Origin of the sequence: Pantoea sp. PSNIH1, assembly GCF_007680655.1 — a bacterium.
Classification (GTDB): domain Bacteria; phylum Pseudomonadota; class Gammaproteobacteria; order Enterobacterales; family Enterobacteriaceae; genus Pantoea; species Pantoea eucrina.
In genome coordinates this window covers 80,986-99,645 of record NZ_VEIP01000006.1, presented here as the reverse complement: position 1 = coordinate 99,645, position 18,660 = coordinate 80,986, and the positions used below count along the sequence as shown (strand labels likewise).

Annotated in this window: 14 protein-coding genes; 11 read left to right on the top strand and 3 right to left on the bottom strand. The window is 59.0% G+C overall.

The window, feature by feature from the left end:
• Positions 1 to 193: 193 nt before the first annotated feature.
• A complete protein-coding gene (yfhb, locus tag FS690_RS14620) occupies positions 194 to 832 on the top strand; it encodes a phosphatidylglycerophosphatase C (protein ID WP_094112077.1) in 639 nt (212 codons plus the stop codon).
• 57 nt (positions 833 to 889) lie between these two features.
• Positions 890 to 1,384: a tRNA adenosine(34) deaminase TadA gene (tadA, locus tag FS690_RS14615; RefSeq protein ID WP_071667886.1), complete on the top strand. Its 495-nt coding sequence runs from the start codon at positions 890 to 892 to the stop codon at positions 1,382 to 1,384.
• On the opposite strand, the gene mltF is transcribed toward tadA, so the two are convergent.
• Positions 1,381 to 2,838 carry a membrane-bound lytic murein transglycosylase MltF gene (gene mltF, locus FS690_RS14610; RefSeq protein WP_039379675.1) on the bottom strand — a complete coding sequence of 486 codons (1,458 nt, stop codon included), beginning with the start codon at positions 2,836 to 2,838 and terminating at the stop codon, positions 1,381 to 1,383. The genes tadA and mltF overlap by 4 nt on opposite strands.
• Before the next feature lie 270 nt (positions 2,839 to 3,108).
• Here mltF and purL point away from each other — a divergent pair, with 270 nt between their 5' ends.
• The 5 genes from purL to glnB all read left to right on the top strand — a co-directional run bounded on the left by purL (position 3,109) and on the right by glnB (position 11,421).
• Positions 3,109 to 6,999, top strand: coding sequence for a phosphoribosylformylglycinamidine synthase (gene purL, locus FS690_RS14605; protein WP_145339832.1), 3,891 nt, complete (start codon positions 3,109 to 3,111; stop codon positions 6,997 to 6,999).
• 575 nt (positions 7,000 to 7,574) lie between these two features.
• Positions 7,575 to 9,005, top strand: coding sequence for a HAMP domain-containing sensor histidine kinase (locus tag FS690_RS14600; protein ID WP_071667889.1), 1,431 nt, complete (start codon positions 7,575 to 7,577; stop codon positions 9,003 to 9,005).
• Positions 9,002 to 9,673 (top strand): two-component system QseEF-associated lipoprotein QseG, encoded by a 672-nt coding sequence (qseG, locus tag FS690_RS14595; RefSeq protein WP_145339831.1) that lies wholly within the window; start codon positions 9,002 to 9,004, stop codon positions 9,671 to 9,673. The genes FS690_RS14600 and qseG overlap by 4 nt, the downstream gene beginning before the upstream one ends.
• Positions 9,670 to 11,001, top strand: a complete 1,332-nt coding sequence (gene glrR / locus FS690_RS14590) for a two-component system response regulator GlrR (protein WP_039379663.1) — start codon at positions 9,670 to 9,672, stop codon at positions 10,999 to 11,001. The genes qseG and glrR overlap by 4 nt, the downstream gene beginning before the upstream one ends.
• 81 nt (positions 11,002 to 11,082) lie before the next feature.
• Positions 11,083 to 11,421 carry a nitrogen regulatory protein P-II gene (gene glnB, locus FS690_RS14585; RefSeq protein WP_007886217.1) on the top strand — a complete coding sequence of 113 codons (339 nt, stop codon included), beginning with the start codon at positions 11,083 to 11,085 and terminating at the stop codon, positions 11,419 to 11,421.
• A gap of 58 nt (positions 11,422 to 11,479) precedes the next feature.
• On the opposite strand, the gene hmpA is transcribed toward glnB, so the two are convergent.
• Positions 11,480 to 12,664 carry an NO-inducible flavohemoprotein gene (hmpA, locus tag FS690_RS14580; RefSeq protein WP_071667890.1) on the bottom strand — a complete coding sequence of 395 codons (1,185 nt, stop codon included), beginning with the start codon at positions 12,662 to 12,664 and terminating at the stop codon, positions 11,480 to 11,482.
• A gap of 322 nt (positions 12,665 to 12,986) precedes the next feature.
• On the opposite strand from hmpA, the gene glyA reads away from it, so the two are divergent.
• The gene (gene glyA / locus FS690_RS14575) at positions 12,987 to 14,240 is read left to right on the top strand and encodes a serine hydroxymethyltransferase (protein WP_039379655.1); all 1,254 of its coding nucleotides are present in this window, start codon (positions 12,987 to 12,989) and stop codon (positions 14,238 to 14,240) included.
• Positions 14,241 to 14,406: 166 nt separating this feature from the next.
• The gene (locus FS690_RS14570; RefSeq protein WP_104085292.1) at positions 14,407 to 15,555 is read left to right on the top strand and encodes a 3-phenylpropionate MFS transporter; all 1,149 of its coding nucleotides are present in this window, start codon (positions 14,407 to 14,409) and stop codon (positions 15,553 to 15,555) included.
• Here the strand turns inward: FS690_RS14570 and csiE are convergent.
• Positions 15,537 to 16,805, bottom strand: a complete 1,269-nt coding sequence (gene csiE / locus FS690_RS14565) for a stationary phase inducible protein CsiE (protein WP_071667892.1) — start codon at positions 16,803 to 16,805, stop codon at positions 15,537 to 15,539. The genes FS690_RS14570 and csiE overlap by 19 nt on opposite strands.
• 158 nt (positions 16,806 to 16,963) lie before the next feature.
• Between csiE and FS690_RS14560 the strand changes: the two genes are divergently transcribed.
• Positions 16,964 to 17,590 carry a DUF1007 family protein gene (locus FS690_RS14560; protein ID WP_094112081.1) on the top strand — a complete coding sequence of 209 codons (627 nt, stop codon included), beginning with the start codon at positions 16,964 to 16,966 and terminating at the stop codon, positions 17,588 to 17,590.
• Positions 17,581 to 18,558, top strand: coding sequence for a nickel/cobalt transporter (locus FS690_RS14555; protein WP_145339830.1), 978 nt, complete (start codon positions 17,581 to 17,583; stop codon positions 18,556 to 18,558). Before FS690_RS14560 ends, FS690_RS14555 begins: the two co-directional genes overlap by 10 nt.
• Positions 18,559 to 18,660 lie beyond the last annotated feature (102 nt).

Sequence of the window (18,660 nt, the reverse complement as noted above, 5' to 3'; positions counted from 1 at the left end):
CCTTACTCCCGGTTTTATAGCATGGCGCGGCTAACGTCTCCGCAGCATGCGCAGCAATAGTCAATATTCCATGACACCAAGAATAAACTATTCAGTGGGCTTTGTAGCTAGCGGAATTAAAAATCACAGCTTCGCTAAGCGCGGTTGCTGGCTACACTGTAGAGCAGCAACTGATTTAAAAAAGGAGAGGGGTTTGACACAGGACTCGCAACGTCGCGTCGTATTTTTCGACCTGGATGGCACGCTGCATCAGCAGGATATGTTTGGCACCTTTATGCGCTTTTTACTGCGCCGGCAGCCGCTGAATCTGCTGCTGGTGGTTCCGCTGCTGCCGGTTATTGGCCTCGGGCTGCTGATTAAGGGCCGGGCAGCGCGCTGGCCGATGAGTCTGCTGCTCTGGGCAATCACGTTCGGGCACAGCGAAACGCGCCTGCGCGCGCGTGAAGCGGAGTTTGCGCAGTGGTTCCGCGAGCGGGTAGTGGCGTTTCCGGTGGTGCAGCAGCGCCTGACCGATTACCTGCAGAGCAACGATGCCGATGTGTGGCTGATTACCGGCTCACCACAGTCGCTGGTGGAGCAGGTCTATTTTGACTCCGCTTTTCTGCCGCGTGTGAAACTGATTGCCAGCCAGATGCGGCCAGGACGCGGCGGACGCGTGCTGGCGATGCGCTGCCTGGGCCACGAAAAGGTCGCGCAGCTGGAAGAGCAGATTGGCACGCCGCTGCAGCTCTACAGCGGCTATAGCGACAGCAAGCAGGATAACCCGCTGCTGTTTTTCTGCCAGCATCGCTGGCGCGTAACGCCGCGCGGTGAACTGCAGCAGCTGGAGTGAATCGCGCGGCGTTTTTGTCTATAATGCGCCGCCTTTTGATTCTGCAGGAGTTACCCGGTGAAGCCACAAACTGATGAATACTGGATGCGTTATGCGCTGCAGCTGGCGCAGCGTGCCCGGGAGCAGGGTGAGGTGCCGGTCGGAGCCGTGCTGGTGCAGGGAGATAAAGTCATAGGCGAGGGCTGGAACCGGCCGATTGGCCAGTGCGATCCCACCGCACACGCGGAGATCATGGCGCTGCGCCAGGGCGGCAAAGTGCTGGATAACTATCGCCTGCTGGATACCACGCTCTATGTCACGCTGGAGCCGTGCGTCATGTGCGCCGGCGCCATGGTTCACAGCCGCATTACCCGCCTGGTCTACGGCGCGAAAGATATTAAAACCGGCGCGGCCGGTTCGCTGCTGGATGTGCTGGGGCACCCGGGGATGAATCATCAGATTGAGATCGCCTGCGGCGTGCTGGCGGAGGAGTGCGCCGGCATGCTGAGCGACTTTTTTCGTATGCGACGCGAGCAGAAGCGCGCGCTGCGTCAGGCACAGCGCGCAGATTAGTTCATGGCAATTTTAGGCTCAACCGCCGGATAGCCGGCGCCCAGCTCCGCTTCCAGCGCTGAACGCTGCGCCAGGCGGCGCTCCTGCTCCTGCAGATAGCCCACCAGACTTAGCTGATACTTGCGGATATTCTCCACGTAGTTATACGCTTCATGCCCGCGCGCATAGCCGTAGGCGGTTTGCGCATAGTAGCGCTTCTGGCTGAGCATCGGCAGACGCAGTTTTACATCCGCCCAGCTGTCAGGGTTACCGCCCTGTTTTGCCGTCAGCCGGCGCACGTCGAGCATGTGCGCATATCCCATATTGTAAGCTGCCAGCGCAAACCAGATGCGCTCGTCATCAGGCACGCTCGCCGGCACTTTATCCATCATGCGCTGCAGATACTCACTGCCGCCGCGAATGCTCTGCTCCGGATCGAGCCGGTCATCAACGTTAAGACTATCCGCCGTGTTGCGCGTCAGCATCATCATGCCGCGCACGCCGGTGGGCGAGGTCGCCTGCGGATTCCAGTGCGACTCCTGATAGGAGATCGCCGCCAGCAGGCGCCAGTCCATGCTCGCCGCATATTTCTCAAACAGCGGTTTGATATCCGGCAGCGTATTGTCAATTGCGCGCAGGAAGGTGCGGGTATCAACATAATCAAACGTGCCAACGTGACCGAGATACTTCTCCTCCAGCCGCGCCATGGTGCCTTCTTCACCCATCTGGCTGTAGAAATCGAGCATGGCCGCGTTGAGGCTGCTGTCAGCATTGCGCGGCAGATACCAGGTCACTGGCTCTTCATCGGTAATATCAAAGGCTACCGCCAGCTGCGGATGAATACGCTGCAGCAGGCCCACGGTCACCGAGTCGCCTACCGTGTAGTCAAGCTTGCCGTCAGCCACCGCCTCCAGCAGCGCTTTCTGTCCCTGATCGGTGGCGATAGCCCAGTCGAGATCGGGATAGCTGTTGGCTTTTTCTGCCCGCAGCGTGGAGAGATAGGCTGAGCCGGACTGCACCACCAGACGGCCTTTCAGGTCGCCCAGCGTGCGCGGACGCGGCTTATCGATACGGTAAACCAGCTGCTGCGACACCGAATAGTAGCTGGGACCGGCCTGATAGTGCGCCAGACGCTCACTGTTATAGATAAGCCCGGCGGCGAGCAGATCGGCTTTTCCGTCATCGAGATCGTCAAACAGATCGCCCAGGCTGGGTCGCACAGTGACTTCCAGCCTGACGCCGAGGTAGTCTGCAAAGCGCTTTGCCAGCTCGTAATCCATGCCAGCCGGTGCCTGATTGACGGTGTAATAGGTCAGTGGCGAATTGACGGTGCTGATGCGCAACACACCGCGTGATTTGATCGCTGTCAGCGCGTCCCGATCGCCCCCGTACCAGGGGATTGCCGGCCACAGCGCCAGCGCCAGCAGCACGGTGATCAGACCGATAAACAGATAATTTAATTTTAGGCGTTTCAAATGGTTGTCTCTTAATGGCTCACAGGCCTCTGTCCTTTAAAGGCAGTATTGGTATTGTTTTTTACTCCCAGAGCGAGGGGCATTTTGCGCAACAAAGCGAAACAGGGCAACTCATATAGCAAGTTTTGCGCAAAATTCAGGCAAATCCCGTATGGCAGTTTTTCTGCGCAAACGGTTTCGTTACCCGCGCGCTTTCTCTATAATACCGCCCGTTTTCCCTGTTGCGCCCAATGAAGCGTCGCCCGGCGCTTCGAAGACGAGAGATCTTTAATGATGGAAATTCTGCGTGGTTCGCCCGCTCTGTCAGCATTTCGTGTAAACAAACTGCTGACCCGCTTTCAGAACGCTCATCTGCCGGTGAGTGATATTTACGCCGAGTATGTCCATTTTGCTGATGTTGCCGCACCGCTCAGCGCGGATGAACACGCCCGCCTGCAGCGTCTGCTGAAATATGGCCCTTCTCTCGCTGAACATGCGCCTCAAGGGCGTCTGCTGCTGGTCACGCCGCGCCCCGGCACTATCTCTCCCTGGTCATCGAAAGCCACGGACATTGCTCACAACTGCGATCTGCCGCAGGTTAAGCGCCTGGAGCGCGGCCTGGCGTTCTATGTTCAGGCGCCGCAGCTGACAGAAGCGCAGTGGCAGCAGCTGGCTGGCCTGCTGCACGATCGCATGATGGAGTGCGTATTCAGCGATCTGCAGGCGGCAGAGCAGCTGTTTGCTCATCATGCGCCGCAGCCGCTGCAGAGCGTTGACGTGCTGGGAACCGGACGTCAGGCGCTGGAGCAGGCGAATAGCACGCTGGGCCTGGCGCTGGCGGATGACGAAATAGATTACCTGCTGGATGCCTTCACCCGTCTGGGTCGCAACCCCAACGACATTGAACTCTATATGTTTGCGCAGGCGAACTCAGAGCACTGTCGCCACAAAATTTTCAACGCTGACTGGATCATCGATGGCGAAAAACAGCCCAAATCGCTGTTTAAGATGATCAAAAATACGTTTGAGCAGCATCCCGATCACGTGCTGTCAGCCTATAAAGATAACGCTGCCGTGATGGAAGGTTCGGAAGTTGGCCGCTTCTACGCTGATGCGCAGCAGGGCGAGTACGCTTTTCATCAGGAAGCCGCGCATATCCTGATGAAGGTAGAGACGCACAACCATCCAACCGCTATCTCCCCCTGGCCGGGTGCTGCCACCGGTTCAGGTGGTGAAATCCGCGATGAAGGCGCAACCGGGCGTGGCGCCAAACCGAAAGCGGGTCTCACCGGCTTTTCCGTTTCCAATCTGCGTATTCCGGGCTTTGAGCAGCCTTGGGAAGAGGATTTCGGCAAGCCGGATCGTATTGTTACCGCACTGGATATCATGACCGAAGGCCCGCTGGGCGGCGCGGCGTTTAACAATGAATTTGGCCGTCCGGCGCTGAACGGTTACTTCCGCACCTATGAAGAGCAGGTTAACAGCCACAACGGCGTTGAACTGCGCGGCTACCATAAGCCGATCATGCTGGCAGGCGGGATTGGCAATATTCGTGCCGATCACGTGCAGAAAGGCGAGATCGTCGTGGGCGCCAAACTGATTGTGCTGGGCGGACCGGCGATGAACATCGGCCTCGGCGGCGGTGCTGCGTCATCCATGGCCTCCGGTCAGTCCGATGCCGACCTCGATTTTGCCTCAGTGCAGCGCGACAACCCGGAAATGGAGCGCCGCTGTCAGGAAGTAATTGACCGCTGCTGGCAGCTGGGCGAAGCCAACCCGATTCTGTTTATCCACGACGTCGGCGCGGGCGGTCTCTCTAACGCCATGCCTGAGCTGGTCAGCGATGGCGGACGCGGCGGTAACTTCAACCTGCGCGACATTCTCAGCGATGAGCCGGGCATGAGCCCGCTGGAAGTGTGGTGTAACGAGTCGCAGGAGCGCTATGTGCTGGCCGTTGCGCCAGAGAAGCTGGCGCTGTTTGATGAGCTGTGCCAGCGCGAGCGCGCCCCGTATGCGGTGATTGGTGAGGCGACTGAAGAGCAGCACCTCTCCCTGAGCGACAGCCATTTCGACAACAAGCCTATCGACATGCCGCTGGATGTTCTGCTGGGCAAAACGCCAAAAATGACGCGCGACGTCACGCGGCAGCAGGCAAAAGGCGACGCGCTGCAGCGTAACGGCATTACGGTTGCGGATGCGGTTAACCGCGTACTGCATCTGCCTGCGGTGGCTGAGAAAACGTTTCTTATCACCATCGGCGACCGTTCCGTGACCGGCATGGTGGCGCGCGATCAGATGGTGGGACCGTGGCAGATCCCGGTGGCAAACTGCGCCGTGACCACGGCCAGCCTCGACAGCTATCACGGCGAAGCTTTCGCCATGGGCGAACGCGCCCCGGTCGCGCTGCTTGATTTTGCCGCCTCCGGGCGTCTGGCGGTAGGCGAAGCGCTCACTAACCTGGCCGCTACCGCGATTGGTTCGCTGAAGCGCGTGAAGCTTTCTGCAAACTGGATGGCAGCAGCCGGACATCCGGGTGAGGATGCCGGCCTTTACGAAGCGGTCAAAGCCGTTGGCGAAGAACTCTGCCCGGCGCTGGGGATCACTATCCCGGTCGGCAAAGACTCAATGTCGATGAAAACCCGCTGGCAGCAGGGCAATGAAGAGCGTGAAATGACGTCGCCGCTCTCGCTGGTGATCACCGCGTTTGCGCGCGTGGAAGATGTCCGGCGTACCGTAACGCCGCAGCTGCAGGCAGAGCAGGATAACCTGCTGCTGCTGGTGGACCTCGGCAACGGTGCCAATACGCTGGGCGCAACCGCGCTGTCGCAGGTCTATCGTCAGCTGGGCGATAAGCCGGCTGACGTGCGCGATGCCGCACAGCTGGCAGGCTTCTTCAACGCTATCCAGACGCTGGTCAGCGAACAGAAGCTGCTGGCCTACCACGACCGTTCCGACGGCGGGCTGCTGGTGACGCTGGCGGAGATGGCCTTTACCGGCCACTGCGGTATTGAGGCGGATATCGCCGCGCTGGGCAGCGATGCGCTGGCGGCGCTGTTCACCGAAGAGCTGGGCGCGGTGCTGCAGATCAACGCGGCCGATCTGGCAGCGGTAGAGAAGGTATTTGCTGACCACGGTCTGCGCAGCGCGCTGCATGTGATTGGCAAGGCGCTGCCGGGCGACCGCTTTGTGATCCGCGCCGGCGAGCATCCGGTCTACAGCGAAAGCCGCACGACGCTGCGTACCTGGTGGGCCGAAACCACCTGGCAGATGCAGCGCCTGCGTGATAATCCGGCCTGTGCCGATCAGGAGCATGAGGCGAAGCAAAACGACAGCGATCCGGGTCTGAACGCTCAGCTGACCTTCCGGCCGGAAGAAGATGTGGCTGCGCCGATGATCGCCACCGGCGTGCGCCCGCGCATCGCCGTGCTGCGTGAGCAGGGCGTTAACTCACACGTTGAGATGGCAGCAGCGTTCCATCGCGCCGGCTTTACCGCCGTGGATGTACACATGAGCGATCTGCTGGCGGGACGTCGCGGCCTGGAGGAGTTCCATGCGCTGGTGGCGTGCGGCGGTTTCTCTTACGGCGACGTACTGGGTGCCGGCGAAGGCTGGGCAAAATCGATTCTGTTTAACGATCGCGTGCGCGACGAGTTTGAAAACTTCTTCCATCGTCCGCAGACGCTGGCGCTGGGTGTCTGCAACGGCTGCCAGATGATGTCAAACCTGCGCGAAGTGATCCCCGGCAGCGAGCTGTGGCCGCGTTTTGTCCGCAATCAGTCTGAGCGCTTTGAAGCGCGTTTCAGCCTGGTGGAAGTGGCGGCCAGTCCGTCGCTGCTGCTGGAGGGGATGGCAGGTTCACGCATGCCGATTGCGGTATCACACGGTGAAGGCTTTGTTGAAGTGCGCGACGGCGCCCATCTGGCGGCGCTGGAAGCAAAAGGCCTGGTGGCACTGCGCTTCACGGATAACTTCGGTAAAGTGACCGAAAGCTATCCGGCTAACCCGAACGGCTCGCCAAACGGTATCACGGCGGTCACCAACGAAAGCGGTCGCGTTACGATCATGATGCCGCATCCGGAGCGCGTCTTCCGTACCGTCAGCAACTCCTGGCATCCGGCAGAGTGGGGCGAAGACAGCCCGTGGATGCGCATTTTCCGTAATGCGCGTAAGCAGCTGGGCTGATCTGCGTTTTATAGCAGGTGCCTGTAAGCAGTAAAAAAAAGCCGCCGCAGTAAAGGGCGGTTTTTTTATCTGACGCAGACGACTGTCGCTCAATTCCGACAAATCGCCTGCCGCACTGTCTCTTTATGGAGACACTTAACTCTTTGATTTATATTAATCAGAAAAATCCAGGCTAAATGCGTCGCTAAGCAGAGACACTTTTATGCGGTCAGCAGCTCAGAGCCACCTGCCGGAGGCAGCGGTACTATGGCGCCACTCTGATAAATAAAGAGTTTTAAAAAGTGGCACGATAGTTGCTATAATCAGACCGTGGCTCATTCGCCTGTCTGTGATTGCCCCGTAATTTACGGCAGAGCTCACAGAACCCTGAATGACGCACCAAACGGAGCCTGCCGTCCACCTGACCGATAATCGTCTGCATTGCAGCGTTATCAAGCACCGGACGTAACGTTGAGTTAGGCTCCACCTTTTCTGAGCGGCAGACCTTCGGGTCTGCCGTTTGCATTTCCGGCTTTCTAAGCGCGCCAGAGTTAGCTAGCATGCCTGCAGCACACTTTTTACGAGAGCGCGGTAGTATGAGATGGCGTCCGTTTCCCCGATCCCTGCGACAACTGGTTCTGATGGCCTTTTTACTGGTGCTGCTGCCGCTGCTGGTGCTGGCGTGGCAGGCGTGGGAAAGCCTCTCTGCGCTCAGTAATCAGGCGGCAGACACCAACCGCAATACCTTTACCGACGTGCGGCGCAGCGAGGCGATGGCCCGCACTGCCCTGGAGCTTGAGCGCAGCTATCGTCAATATTGCGTACTCGGTGATGCTGCGCTGGTCAGACTCTATACCACCCAGTGGACCCGCTACGGGCAGATGCTGAACAGCCATGCGGCCAGCCTGCCGGAACTGCCCACGTTTACCCTGCTGCGCAGCACGCTGCCGCAGCTCGCCACGGCCGCATGCGAAAACGGTAATCCTTCAGCGTCCGGTGCCGCTGCGCTGGAGCGCTTTTCTGATGCTAACGCGCGTATGGTGCAGGCGACGCGCGACGTGGTGTTTTCCCGCGGGCTGCAGCTGCAGCGCGATATCGCCGAGCGCGGTCAGTTCTTTGGCTGGCAGGCGCTGATCCTGTTCCTGGTTACGCTGATGCTGGTGCTGCTGTTTACCGGCATGATTATCGGGCCGGTAAAGCGCGTGGAGCGGATGATCAACCGGCTGGGGGAAGGGCAGTCGCTGGAAAATAACGTCAGCTTTCGCGGACCGCGTGAGCTGCGCTCGCTGGGACAGCGTATTGCCTGGCTTAGCGAACGGCTAAGCTGGCTGGAGGCACAGCGACATGAATTTTTACGTCATCTTTCACACGAGCTGAAAACGCCGCTCGCCAGCCTGCGCGAAGGCACAGAGCTGCTGGCCGATGGCGTTGCCGGGCCGCTTAACGCAGAGCAGCAGGAGATCGTCGCTATTCTCGACAGCAGCAGTCGCCATCTGCAGCGCCTGATTGAGCAGCTGCTGGATTACAACCGCAAGCTGAACGAGATGCCGCTTACTCCGGAGCCGGTCGCGCTGGATGCGATCGTGGCGGCTGTCACCCGCGTGCATTCGCTGCCTGCCAGCGCCCGGCGAATAAAAACGCACGTTGATCTGCAGGCCACCCGCTGTCTGGCGGAAGCGACGCTGCTGGAGCGCGTTATCGATAACCTCTACTCGAACGCCGTGAACTATGGTCGTGAATCCGGTAACATCTGGCTGCACAGCCGGCAAAAAGGCGACCGGGTGTGGATTGATGTGGCGAATAGCGGTACTCCGATTCCGCCAGAGGAGCAGGCGATGATCTTCGAACCTTTCTACCAGGGCAGCCAGCAGCGGCAGGGGCCCGTAAAAGGCAGCGGCCTGGGCCTGAGCATTGCAAAAGATTGTCTGCGGCGCATGCAGGGAGACCTGCAGCTGGTCAGTCACAAAGAGGCAGATGTCTGTTTCCGCATTATTTTACCCGCCGGTGCCAGGAAGCCTGAACCATGAAACGCCTTATCAGACAAGCTCTTCTGAGCGTACTTATTTTAAGCGGCGTGAGCGCCTGCCAGCCGCATGCGGTGCCGGTGCCCCAGCGTGAGCATATCAGCGTCACTGAACCCGATACCCGGCTGCCGGACTACCTCACCACCGTCTGCCAGAACGTATGGCCTGCTGAAACCGCAGCGGCGGTAAACAATCCGCTTTACTGGCAGCGAGCGATTGACTGCAGCGAACGGTTTTCGGCGGCTGAAGCCCGCGCAGAGGCCCGCCGCTGGCCGGTGCAGAGCTGGGCGCGCGCCTTCAAGCAGGGCATTCTGCTGGCGAACGGTAACGTCACGCCGGTTGAGCGCCGTCAGTATATCGCCACGCTCGACAGCTACAGCACAGACTTTCCCGCAACGGTGCGTCCGCTGATCCAGCTGTGGCGCAGTAACCAGGCCGCACAGCTGGAGCTGAGCGAGGCGCGCAGCCGCTACAGCGCGCTGCAGCAGAGTCACGATAGCGAACTGGATGCCCTGCGCCACCAGCAGGCCCGGCTGCATCAGGCGCTGAACGAAACCCAGCGTAAACTGGAGCGGCTGACTGACATAGAGCGCCAGCTTTCGTCGCGTAAAGCGCCGGACAGCAGCGACAGCCCGCACGCCGGGGACGAAATCCGGGAGGAGCAGCCATGAGTGCACGTGCCCGTTTACTGCTGGTGGATGATGACCCGGGCCTGCTCAGGCTGCTCGGTATGCGTCTCAGCAGTGAGGGTTTTCAGGTCGCTACCGCCGCCAGCGGGGCTGAGGCGCTGCGTCAGCTGCAGAAAGAGCCCGCGGATGTGGTCATCAGCGATCTGCGTATGGATGAGATGGACGGGCTGGCGCTGTTTGGCGAAATTCAGCGGCGTCACGCCGGGCTGCCGGTCATTATCCTGACCGCGCACGGCTCCATACCCGATGCGGTTTCTGCCACGCAGCAGGGGGTATTCAGCTTTCTCACCAAACCCGTGGATCGCGACGCGCTGTATAAAGCGATCGATGAGGCGCTGGCGCTGCGTGCACCGATCAGTGACGACCGGTGGCGTGAAGCGATTGTCACCCGGAATCCGCTGATGCAGCGGCTGCTGGAGCAGGCGCACATGGTGGCGCAGTCGGACGTCTCCATACTGATTAACGGTCAGAGCGGCACCGGGAAAGAGGTGCTGGCGCAGGCAATTCATGCTGCCAGTCCGCGCGCGGCGAAACCCTTTATCGCCATTAACTGCGGCGCACTGCCGGAGCAGCTGCTGGAGTCAGAGCTGTTTGGCCACGCGCGGGGCGCATTTACCGGCGCGGTCAGCGCGCGCGAAGGATTATTTCAGGCAGCAGAGGGCGGCACGCTGTTTCTGGATGAGATTGGCGATATGCCTCCGGCGCTGCAGATCAAACTGCTGCGCGTGCTGCAGGAGCGCAAAGTGCGTCCGCTTGGCAGTAACCGGGATGTGGAGATCAACGTACGTATCCTTTCTGCCACCCATCGCGACCTGCCAAAAGCGATGGAGAAAAAGAGTTTTCGGGAAGATCTCTACTACCGGCTCAATGTCGTGAATCTTAAACTTCCGGCGCTGCACGAGCGTGCTGAAGATATTCCGCTGCTGGCTAACCATTTACTGCGTCAGGCCGCCGGGCGCCACAAGCCATTTGTCCGCAGCTTCTCTGCCGGTGCAATGAAGCGGCTGGTCAGCGCCAGCTGGCCGGGTAACGTCCGTCAGCTGGTTAACGTTATTGAGCAGTGCGTTGCGCTGACCGTTGCACCCGTGATTGGTGAAGCGCTGGTGGAGCAGGCGCTGTCGGGCGAGAACACCGCGCTGCCCACCTTTGCGGAGGCGCGCAACCAGTTTGAGCTGAACTATCTGCGCAAGCTGCTGCAGATGACCAAAGGCAACGTTACTCACGCCGCGCGTCTTGCTGGACGTAACCGTACCGAGTTCTATAAGCTGCTGTCTCGTCATGAGCTGGACGCCAGCGACTTTAAAGAGTAGTTAGCCGCGCCACCGGCGCCGTTAGCGATATATACTTTCTGTTATCCGTCCGTCATGGAGGGAGCGAAAAAGGGATCTGCGATGAAAAAGATCGATGCAATTATTAAACCATTCAAACTTGATGACGTGCGTGAAGCGCTGGCGGAAGTCGGCATCACCGGGATGACGGTGAGCGAGGTCAAAGGGTTTGGACGTCAGAAAGGCCACACCGAACTCTATCGTGGTGCCGAATATATGGTCGATTTCCTGCCCAAGGTAAAAATCGAGATGGTGGTCGGGGATGACATTGTCGATACCTGCGTGGAAACCATCATGAAAACGGCGCAGACCGGCAAAATCGGCGACGGTAAAATTTTCGTATTTGACGTGGCGCGCGTGGTGCGTATCCGCACCGGCGAAGAGGATGAAGAGGCAATCTGATCCTCTGTCCGGCGTCACAGTAAAAGCCTGCCTGCCGCAGGCTTTTTTATTGCTGCAATTACAGCACCTTGTGCGGGCCGAAAACCTCATAGTGAATGCGTGCGGTATCGACGCCTGCATCCAGCAGCTGGCGAGCGACAAACTGCATAAACGGCAGCGGCCCGCACAGCCAGAACGTGCGGTCCGGCTGGTTCAGCTCCGCTGACACGCAGGCCAGATCCATTACGCCCTCTGCATCATACCGGCCGGCATCGTCGCTGGCAGGCTGGCGATACCAGACGTGGCTGCGAAAGTGCGGCAGGGTGGCGCCCAGCGCGGCAACTTCCCGCGCAAAGGCGTGCTGCGCGCCATTTTCAGCCGCGTGCAGCCAGGTCACGGCTGCCGGATGCTGTTGCTGCGCCAGCACCGCGAGCATCGCTAACATCGGCGTCTGACCGACGCCCGCTGAGATCAGCGTCACCGGCGTCGCTGGTTCTGTCTGCAGTACGACGTCACCCGCCGGCGCGCTGCACTGCACAATATTTCCCACCCGGGCGCAGTCGTGCAGCCAGCCCGACACGGTGCCGTGCGCTTCACGTTTGACAGCAATACGGTAGGCTTTGCCGTCAGGCGCGTGCGTCAGCGAATACTGGCGATGCTGCATAAACCCGTTTTCTGTCAGACGCAGGCTGAGCGTCAGGTATTGTCCCGGCAGAAAATCGGCCACCGGCTGCCCGTCATTGGGAACCAGCTCCAGACTGGTAATCACGCTGCTTTCCGGCGTAATGCGGCGGATACGAAAGTCACGCAGGCCGCGCCAGCCACCACTCTTCTGCTCAGATGCCTGATAGATAGCTTCTTCACGCTGAATAAAGACCTGCGCCAGCAGCGCATACGCTTTGCCCCAGGCCGCAAGTACCTCCTCGTCCGGATTGAGCTGCTCCTTCATGGTGGCCAGCAGCGTGGCGCCTACCAGATCGTACTGTTCAGGCCGGATATTCAGGCTGGCGTGCTTCTGCGCAATTTTCTCGACCGCCGGCAGCAGCGCTGGCAAATCCTCCAGATGGGTGGCGTAAGCGCAAATCGCATTAAACAGAGCTTCACGCTGATCGCCGCTGCGCTGATTGTTCATGTTAAACACGTTTTTCAGTTCAGGATGATCGTTCAGCAGTTTGTGGTAAAAACAGCCGGTAAGAGCGGGTCCCATTTTGGCTATAGCTGGCACGGAAGATTTAATGGTCGCGATAGTCTGAGCGTCAAGCATGGTGTGTTCCTCAGCGGATAACTTAAAAGATGTATTTTAAATGCATCTTATGCCGTGCACGTCCGGCTGTAAACCGGCAGCAGCAGCTTTTAGCGCGAGCCGGGTACGCATTCCGGGCGGTTTACGCTGATCTTCCGTCAATCCATGCCTTTTTTTGCGTGCAGCTAAAGCGTAAAAAAGGCGTTCCAGCGGCATGCCAATCGTTTGCGTAAAAAGAGCGCCCTGGCGCTATCGTCCCCTGTCAAAACCGTTTACACTGTTGGCCTTCGCCCCTAAGCGGGGGCTTAAATTGCCGTTAAAGTTGCTGAGTCAGGAGATGCGGATGTTAAAGCGTGATATGAACATTGCCGATTATGATGCCGATTTGTGGCAGGCTATGGAGCAGGAGAAAGTGCGTCAGGAAGAGCACATTGAACTGATCGCTTCAGAAAACTACACCAGCCCGCGCGTTATGCAGGCGCAAGGTTCACAGCTCACCAATAAATACGCGGAAGGCTATCCGGGCAAGCGCTACTACGGCGGTTGTGAATATGTTGATATCGTTGAGCAGCTGGCGATCGACCGCGCAAAAGCCCTGTTTGGTGCAGATTTTGCCAACGTTCAGCCTCACTCTGGTTCGCAGGCAAACTTCGCTGTTTACACCGCGCTGCTGCAGCCGGGTGATACCATTCTTGGTATGAATCTGGCGCACGGTGGTCACCTGACCCACGGTTCACCGGTCAATCTTTCCGGAAAACTCTACAACGTTATCCCGTACGGCATCGATGAAACCGGCAAAATCAACTATGACGAACTGGCCGAGCTGGCACAGACGCATAAGCCAAAAATGATCATCGGCGGCTTTTCTGCCTACTCCGGCGTCTGCGACTGGGCAAAAATGCGTGAAATCGCTGACAGCATCGGCGCCTGGCTGTTTGTGGATATGGCTCACGTGGCAGGTCTGGTGGCAGCTGACGTCTATCCTAACCCGGTTCCGCACGCGCATATCGTGACCACAACTACGCATAAAACGCTGGCGGGTCCGCGTGGCGGCCTGATTCTGGCGCAGGGCGGAGATGAGGATCTGTATAAGAAGCTCAACTCTGCGGTCTTCCCTGGCGGACAGGGCGGCCCACTGATGCACGTCATCGCCGGTAAAGCTGTAGCTTTCAAAGAGGCGATGGAGCCGGAGTTCAAAACCTATCAGCAGCAGGTGGCTAAAAACGCTAAAGCGATGGTTGAAGTCCTGCTGGAGCGCGGTTACAACATCGTTTCCGGTGGTACGTATAACCATCTGTTCCTGATCGATCTGGTGAGCAAAGGCCTGACCGGTAAAGAAGCGGATGCCGCTCTGGGACGTGCAAATATCACCGTGAACAAAAACAGCGTGCCAAACGATCCGAAAAGCCCGTTTGTGACCTCTGGCGTGCGTATTGGTACACCAGCGGTAACCCGTCGCGGCTTCAAAGAAGCAGACGTGCGTGAACTGGCTGGCTGGATCGCCGACGTGCTGGATAACGTGAATGACGAGGCCACCATCGAACGCACCAAACAGAAAGTGCTCGATATCTGTGCCCGTCTGCCCGTTTATGCCTGACAGGTTTTAACGGATGAAAAAAGGATGGCTCCGGCCATCCTTTTTTATTGGTGTATTTTCCGCTGCTTAGCGCACGATTGATCCGCTCTGCGGGTTTCTTTTTAGCCGGTGCTTTGCCAAAGTAGCGCCCAAACCGCAGGCAGTGGCGCGCGCCACAGGAGAGAGCATGACCATCGCATCAGCCAGATGGCTGGGACTGAGCTATTTCACCTACTTTTTTTGCTACGGCATCTATTTACCTTTCTGGAGCGTCTGGCTGCAGGGCAGCGGACTCGATGCGGAAAAAATTGGCCTGCTGCTCGGTTGTGGCATGGTCGCGCGCTTCGCCGGCAGCCTGCTTATCGCTTCACAGGTTAAAAATCCGGCTCAGCTGATTGTCGCGCTGCGGCTGCTGGCGCTTCTGACTGCACTGTTCGCTCTCGGCTTCTGGTTCGGCGGCCAGTGGCTCTGGCTGCTGCTGGTCATGGCAGGGTTCAATCTCTTTTTCTCTCCGCTGGTGCCGCTGAGTGATGCGCTGGCGGCAACCTGGACGCGCCAGATTGGGCTGGCCTACGGTCCGGTGCGGCTGTGGGGATCGCTGGCGTTTGTCATCAGCTCGGCGCTCACCGGCATGCTGGTCAGCGCTTATTCTTATCAGGCGGTTTTGCTGCTGCTGAGTCTGGGCGTCGTGGCCATGCTGAGCGGGATGCTGCTGCCACCGCAGACGCGTCCGCAGGGTGAGGCGCGACAGGGCGCCAGCGGCGGCTGGGCGGCGTGGCGCGATCTGCTGCGGGAAAAGAGCGTCTGGCGTTTTATGATCTGCGTTACGCTGCTGCAGGGCGCGCATGCCGCCTACTACAGCTTCAGTGCCATCTGGTGGCAGCAGGCGGGCTACTCCGCCTCCGTGGTGGGGTATCTGTGGTCGCTCGGCGTGGTGGCGGAGATTGTAGTCTTTGCCCTCAGTAACCGTCTGTTCAGACGCTGGAGCGCGCGCGATCTGCTGCTGCTTTCCGGCGTCTGCGCGTTGCTGCGCTGGACGCTGCTCGGTGCCACGACCGCGCTGCCGCTGCTGGTTGTCGCACAGATTTTGCACTGCGGCAGTTTTACCATCTGCCACCTGGCGGCGATGCGCTTTATCGCTGCACGCAAAGGCACCGAAGTGATTCGCCTGCAGTCGCTCTACTCGGCGCTGGCGATGGGGGGCGGGATTGCTGTGATGACCATGATCTGCGGCGTCCTGTTTGCCCATTTGCAGGGGCATCTCTTCTGGGTCATGGCGCTGGTAGCGCTGCCGGCGCTGTTCCTGCGTCCTGCGGCTCAGGCGTCCAGCAGCTGAAGAATACGCTGCTGCTGATGATCGCTTAACGGCAGTTCTGCGTGGATCAGCGGCGGCGAAAAGAGCGGCAGCGAAATAGCATAGGGGGTGACCACCAGCGCCACATCGCGCGGTGCGCCCTCGCGCTGGAAGTGCAGCATATCCTGATAGGTTATATTGATCGGCAGCAGCGTCATGTCGCGCAGCTGCTGCTCCAGCAGCTGCTCCAGCGCGGCGTCGACGCCGGTGAGCAGCAGTACCTGCTTCTCCTGCAGCGCGCTCTCCTGCATCATCCAGGCACCAAACAGCACCGCCACCAGGCTGGTCTCTTCCGCGCTGAACTGCGTGCCAAAGTCGCTGCTGAAATGGTACAGCGCGCGCTCGGTGGTGCGCATCAGCCGCGGATAGAGCCGCGCCACATCCAGCGCCACGCTATTATCGATGCCAATAGAAAAATGGCTGCGGTCCAGCGCCTGCGCCAGATGAGTATAGAGCTGGAGCTTCAGCTCATGCTGGTTGCGGATGCGCGTTTTTGCCAGCTGTTCAAAACGCGCAATCAGCGCTTCGGTGGCACTCATCAACCGGTGCGCCTGTGGCACACTCAGCTGGGTGGCATCAGGCGCATGAATCAGACTGAAGAGCAGCGTCCAGAAATCGGTTTCGCTGGCATCGGGCATCAGATGACAGCGTTTCTGCCAGTGGTGAATGACATCGTCTGCTGCGGCACGCTCCGCTTTGTCTGCCAGCCAGCTGCGCTGCCGCTCGCTGAACAGCGCCGCCTGACGCTGACAAAGGGCATACTTCATAAAAATAAGCAGAAAAAGCTGGTCGCGGGGAGAGAAATTGCGCATCAGCCGCAGGCTGCAGTGCTGGATCAGCGCCTGCAGGTTGATCTCATCCCACAGCGCTTTTTCGATCTGCAAAACTTTGAGCCGCTGACGCAGGGCGGGAACAAAATGGTCGCAGACAAACGCCTGCGACAGGCGCAGCGCGCGTCGCAGCCAGTGGATCAGGCAGAGTCTTCTGTCCAGTTCCGTGCCGTGAATGCGAAAGCTGCCATCCACCATCTGATGCAGTTCCAGCTGATGAAAGCGCTGTATCTCATCGCCCACATCCGCGATATCCTGACGGGCAACCGCAGGATCAACGCCGTTCAGCTGGCACAGTTTATCGAGCGTCAGGGCGGGGGCGGGCAGAAATAACAGCAGTAACAGATGGCAACGTCGCTGGGAACGGCTGAAGAGCGGTGCTGTAGCAGGCGCAAAACTCATCACGTATTTTATCCGCAGCTCATTTTTCAGCTAAGAATAGCCAATATCGCGCTGAAATTACGCTATCGGTGCAGACTTTTACTCAGAGCTTCAGGGCGGGTCACAGTTTTTTTCGGGCCACGTAAACCTTTACCTTATAAATTGTTACTTTATAACATATGAAAATTGCGCTTTTACTGGTTACGCTGTTTTTCTCCGCTGCGGCTGCATGCCATCCGCACAGTTTTATTGCGATGAAAGCAGAGCTGAAAAGCCAGAACGATCGGCTGACCGGCATAAAAATGGTCTGGACGATGGACGAAATCACCTCCGCCGACCTGCTTTATGATGCCGGGCAGGCCAGTCCGGGTGATGTGGTATGGAAAAAGCTGGCGGCTCAGGTGATGGCTAACGTACTGGGTCAGCACTATTTTACCGAGCTGTGGCAGGAGAAAACGCGGATAAAATTTCTTAATTTGCCGCAGGAGTACAATTTGTCGCGTAGCGGACATAAGGCCGTGCTCGAATTTATTGTGCCGCTGGGCGAGCCGCAGCCGTTGGCCGGGAAGCGTTACCGTATGCTGACGTTTGATCCCAGCTATTTTGTTGATATGCAGTATGAGACGTCACAGGATATTGCCATGGATGAGAACCTAAAGGCGCACTGCCAGCTGAAGCTTACGACCCCACAGCCGGACGCGTCGCTGCAGCAGTATGCACTGTCGCTGGATAAAGCTGACGCGCCGCCGGAAGATATGGATTTGGGCCGCCAGTTTGCCCAGACGGTGACGCTGATATGTCGCTGAATATTCCGCTCCCTACGCGGCGTCGCTGGCCACTGCCCGCCGCCGGCCTGTTGCTGCTGCTGACCGCAATGCTGCTCTGGCACGCCTGGCCGCACATTCTGTTACAGAGCGTGCTGTGGCAGAAAGCGCTTAACCATTCCCTGACACAGCTGCTGCAGCAGGTCGCAGCACAGCCGCGCCAGGCGGGGATAACGCTGCTGCTGCTGAGCCTGGCGTATGGCGTCCTGCACGCGCTGGGACCGGGGCATGGCAAAGTGGTGATCGCCACTTTTTTAGCGACGCACCCTGCGCAGTTGCGCACCAGCATTCGTCTGACTCTGCTGGCTGCGCTGCTGCAGGGCGGGGTAGCCATTGCCCTGGTGACGCTGATGCTGGTGGTGCTGCAGACCTCATCGCGCCAGCTCCATCTCAGCAGCTACTGGCTGGAAAAGGGGAGCTACCTGCTGGTTATCGCGCTGGGCTGCTGGCTGGGCTGTCGCGCCGTGAAATCGCTGCGGGCAGCCCTGCGTCTGGCAGCGGGCTGGCAGATCCGGGCAATACATACGCAGCATCAGCATGACGCAGCCTGCGCATGTGGCCATACGCATGTACCGGATGCGCATCAGCTGGCGCACGCGGTGAGCTTCAGGACTCAGCTGCTGCTGGTCCTCTCCATGGGCCTGCGCCCCTGTTCAGGGGCGCTGATGATGCTGCTATTCGCTAAAGTGATTGATGTTTATCTTTGGGGCGTGGCCGCTGCGCTGGCGATGGCGCTGGGGACCGCACTGACGGTGTCTCTGCTGGGCATCATGGTTCAGCGTTCGCGCGTGCTGGCAGCGAGATTGAGCCGTTCAGCAGCCGATCAAAAACGGACCGCGGTAGTGATGGCGCTGCTTATGCTGCTGGGAGCCATTGCGCTGATACTGGCCGGAGTACTTCTGTGGCAGAGTGCACTCCCCGCTGCCAGCAACGGCCTGCGCCCCTTTTAACCGGACCCGGGATAAACATCCGGCCGCGCATAATCTGCCGGATGTTTAATTTTCCGCTATCAGAGAAAAATATCCTGCTGTGCACCTCTGGTGTAAATAGCA

Coding starts and splice junctions, on each gene's coding strand:
- csiE (WP_071667892.1), bottom strand. CDS start 16,805: ATGAGTTTTGCGCCTGCTACAGCACCGCTCTTCAGCCGTTCCCAGCGA.
- FS690_RS14560 (WP_094112081.1), top strand. CDS start 16,964: ATGAAAATTGCGCTTTTACTGGTTACGCTGTTTTTCTCCGCTGCGGCT.
- glrR (WP_039379663.1), top strand. CDS start 9,670: ATGAGTGCACGTGCCCGTTTACTGCTGGTGGATGATGACCCGGGCCTG.
- glyA (WP_039379655.1), top strand. CDS start 12,987: ATGTTAAAGCGTGATATGAACATTGCCGATTATGATGCCGATTTGTGG.
- FS690_RS14570 (WP_104085292.1), top strand. CDS start 14,407: ATGACCATCGCATCAGCCAGATGGCTGGGACTGAGCTATTTCACCTAC.
- purL (WP_145339832.1), top strand. CDS start 3,109: ATGATGGAAATTCTGCGTGGTTCGCCCGCTCTGTCAGCATTTCGTGTA.
- hmpA (WP_071667890.1), bottom strand. CDS start 12,664: ATGCTTGACGCTCAGACTATCGCGACCATTAAATCTTCCGTGCCAGCT.
- qseG (WP_145339831.1), top strand. CDS start 9,002: ATGAAACGCCTTATCAGACAAGCTCTTCTGAGCGTACTTATTTTAAGC.
- FS690_RS14555 (WP_145339830.1), top strand. CDS start 17,581: ATGTCGCTGAATATTCCGCTCCCTACGCGGCGTCGCTGGCCACTGCCC.
- FS690_RS14600 (WP_071667889.1), top strand. CDS start 7,575: ATGAGATGGCGTCCGTTTCCCCGATCCCTGCGACAACTGGTTCTGATG.
- glnB (WP_007886217.1), top strand. CDS start 11,083: ATGAAAAAGATCGATGCAATTATTAAACCATTCAAACTTGATGACGTG.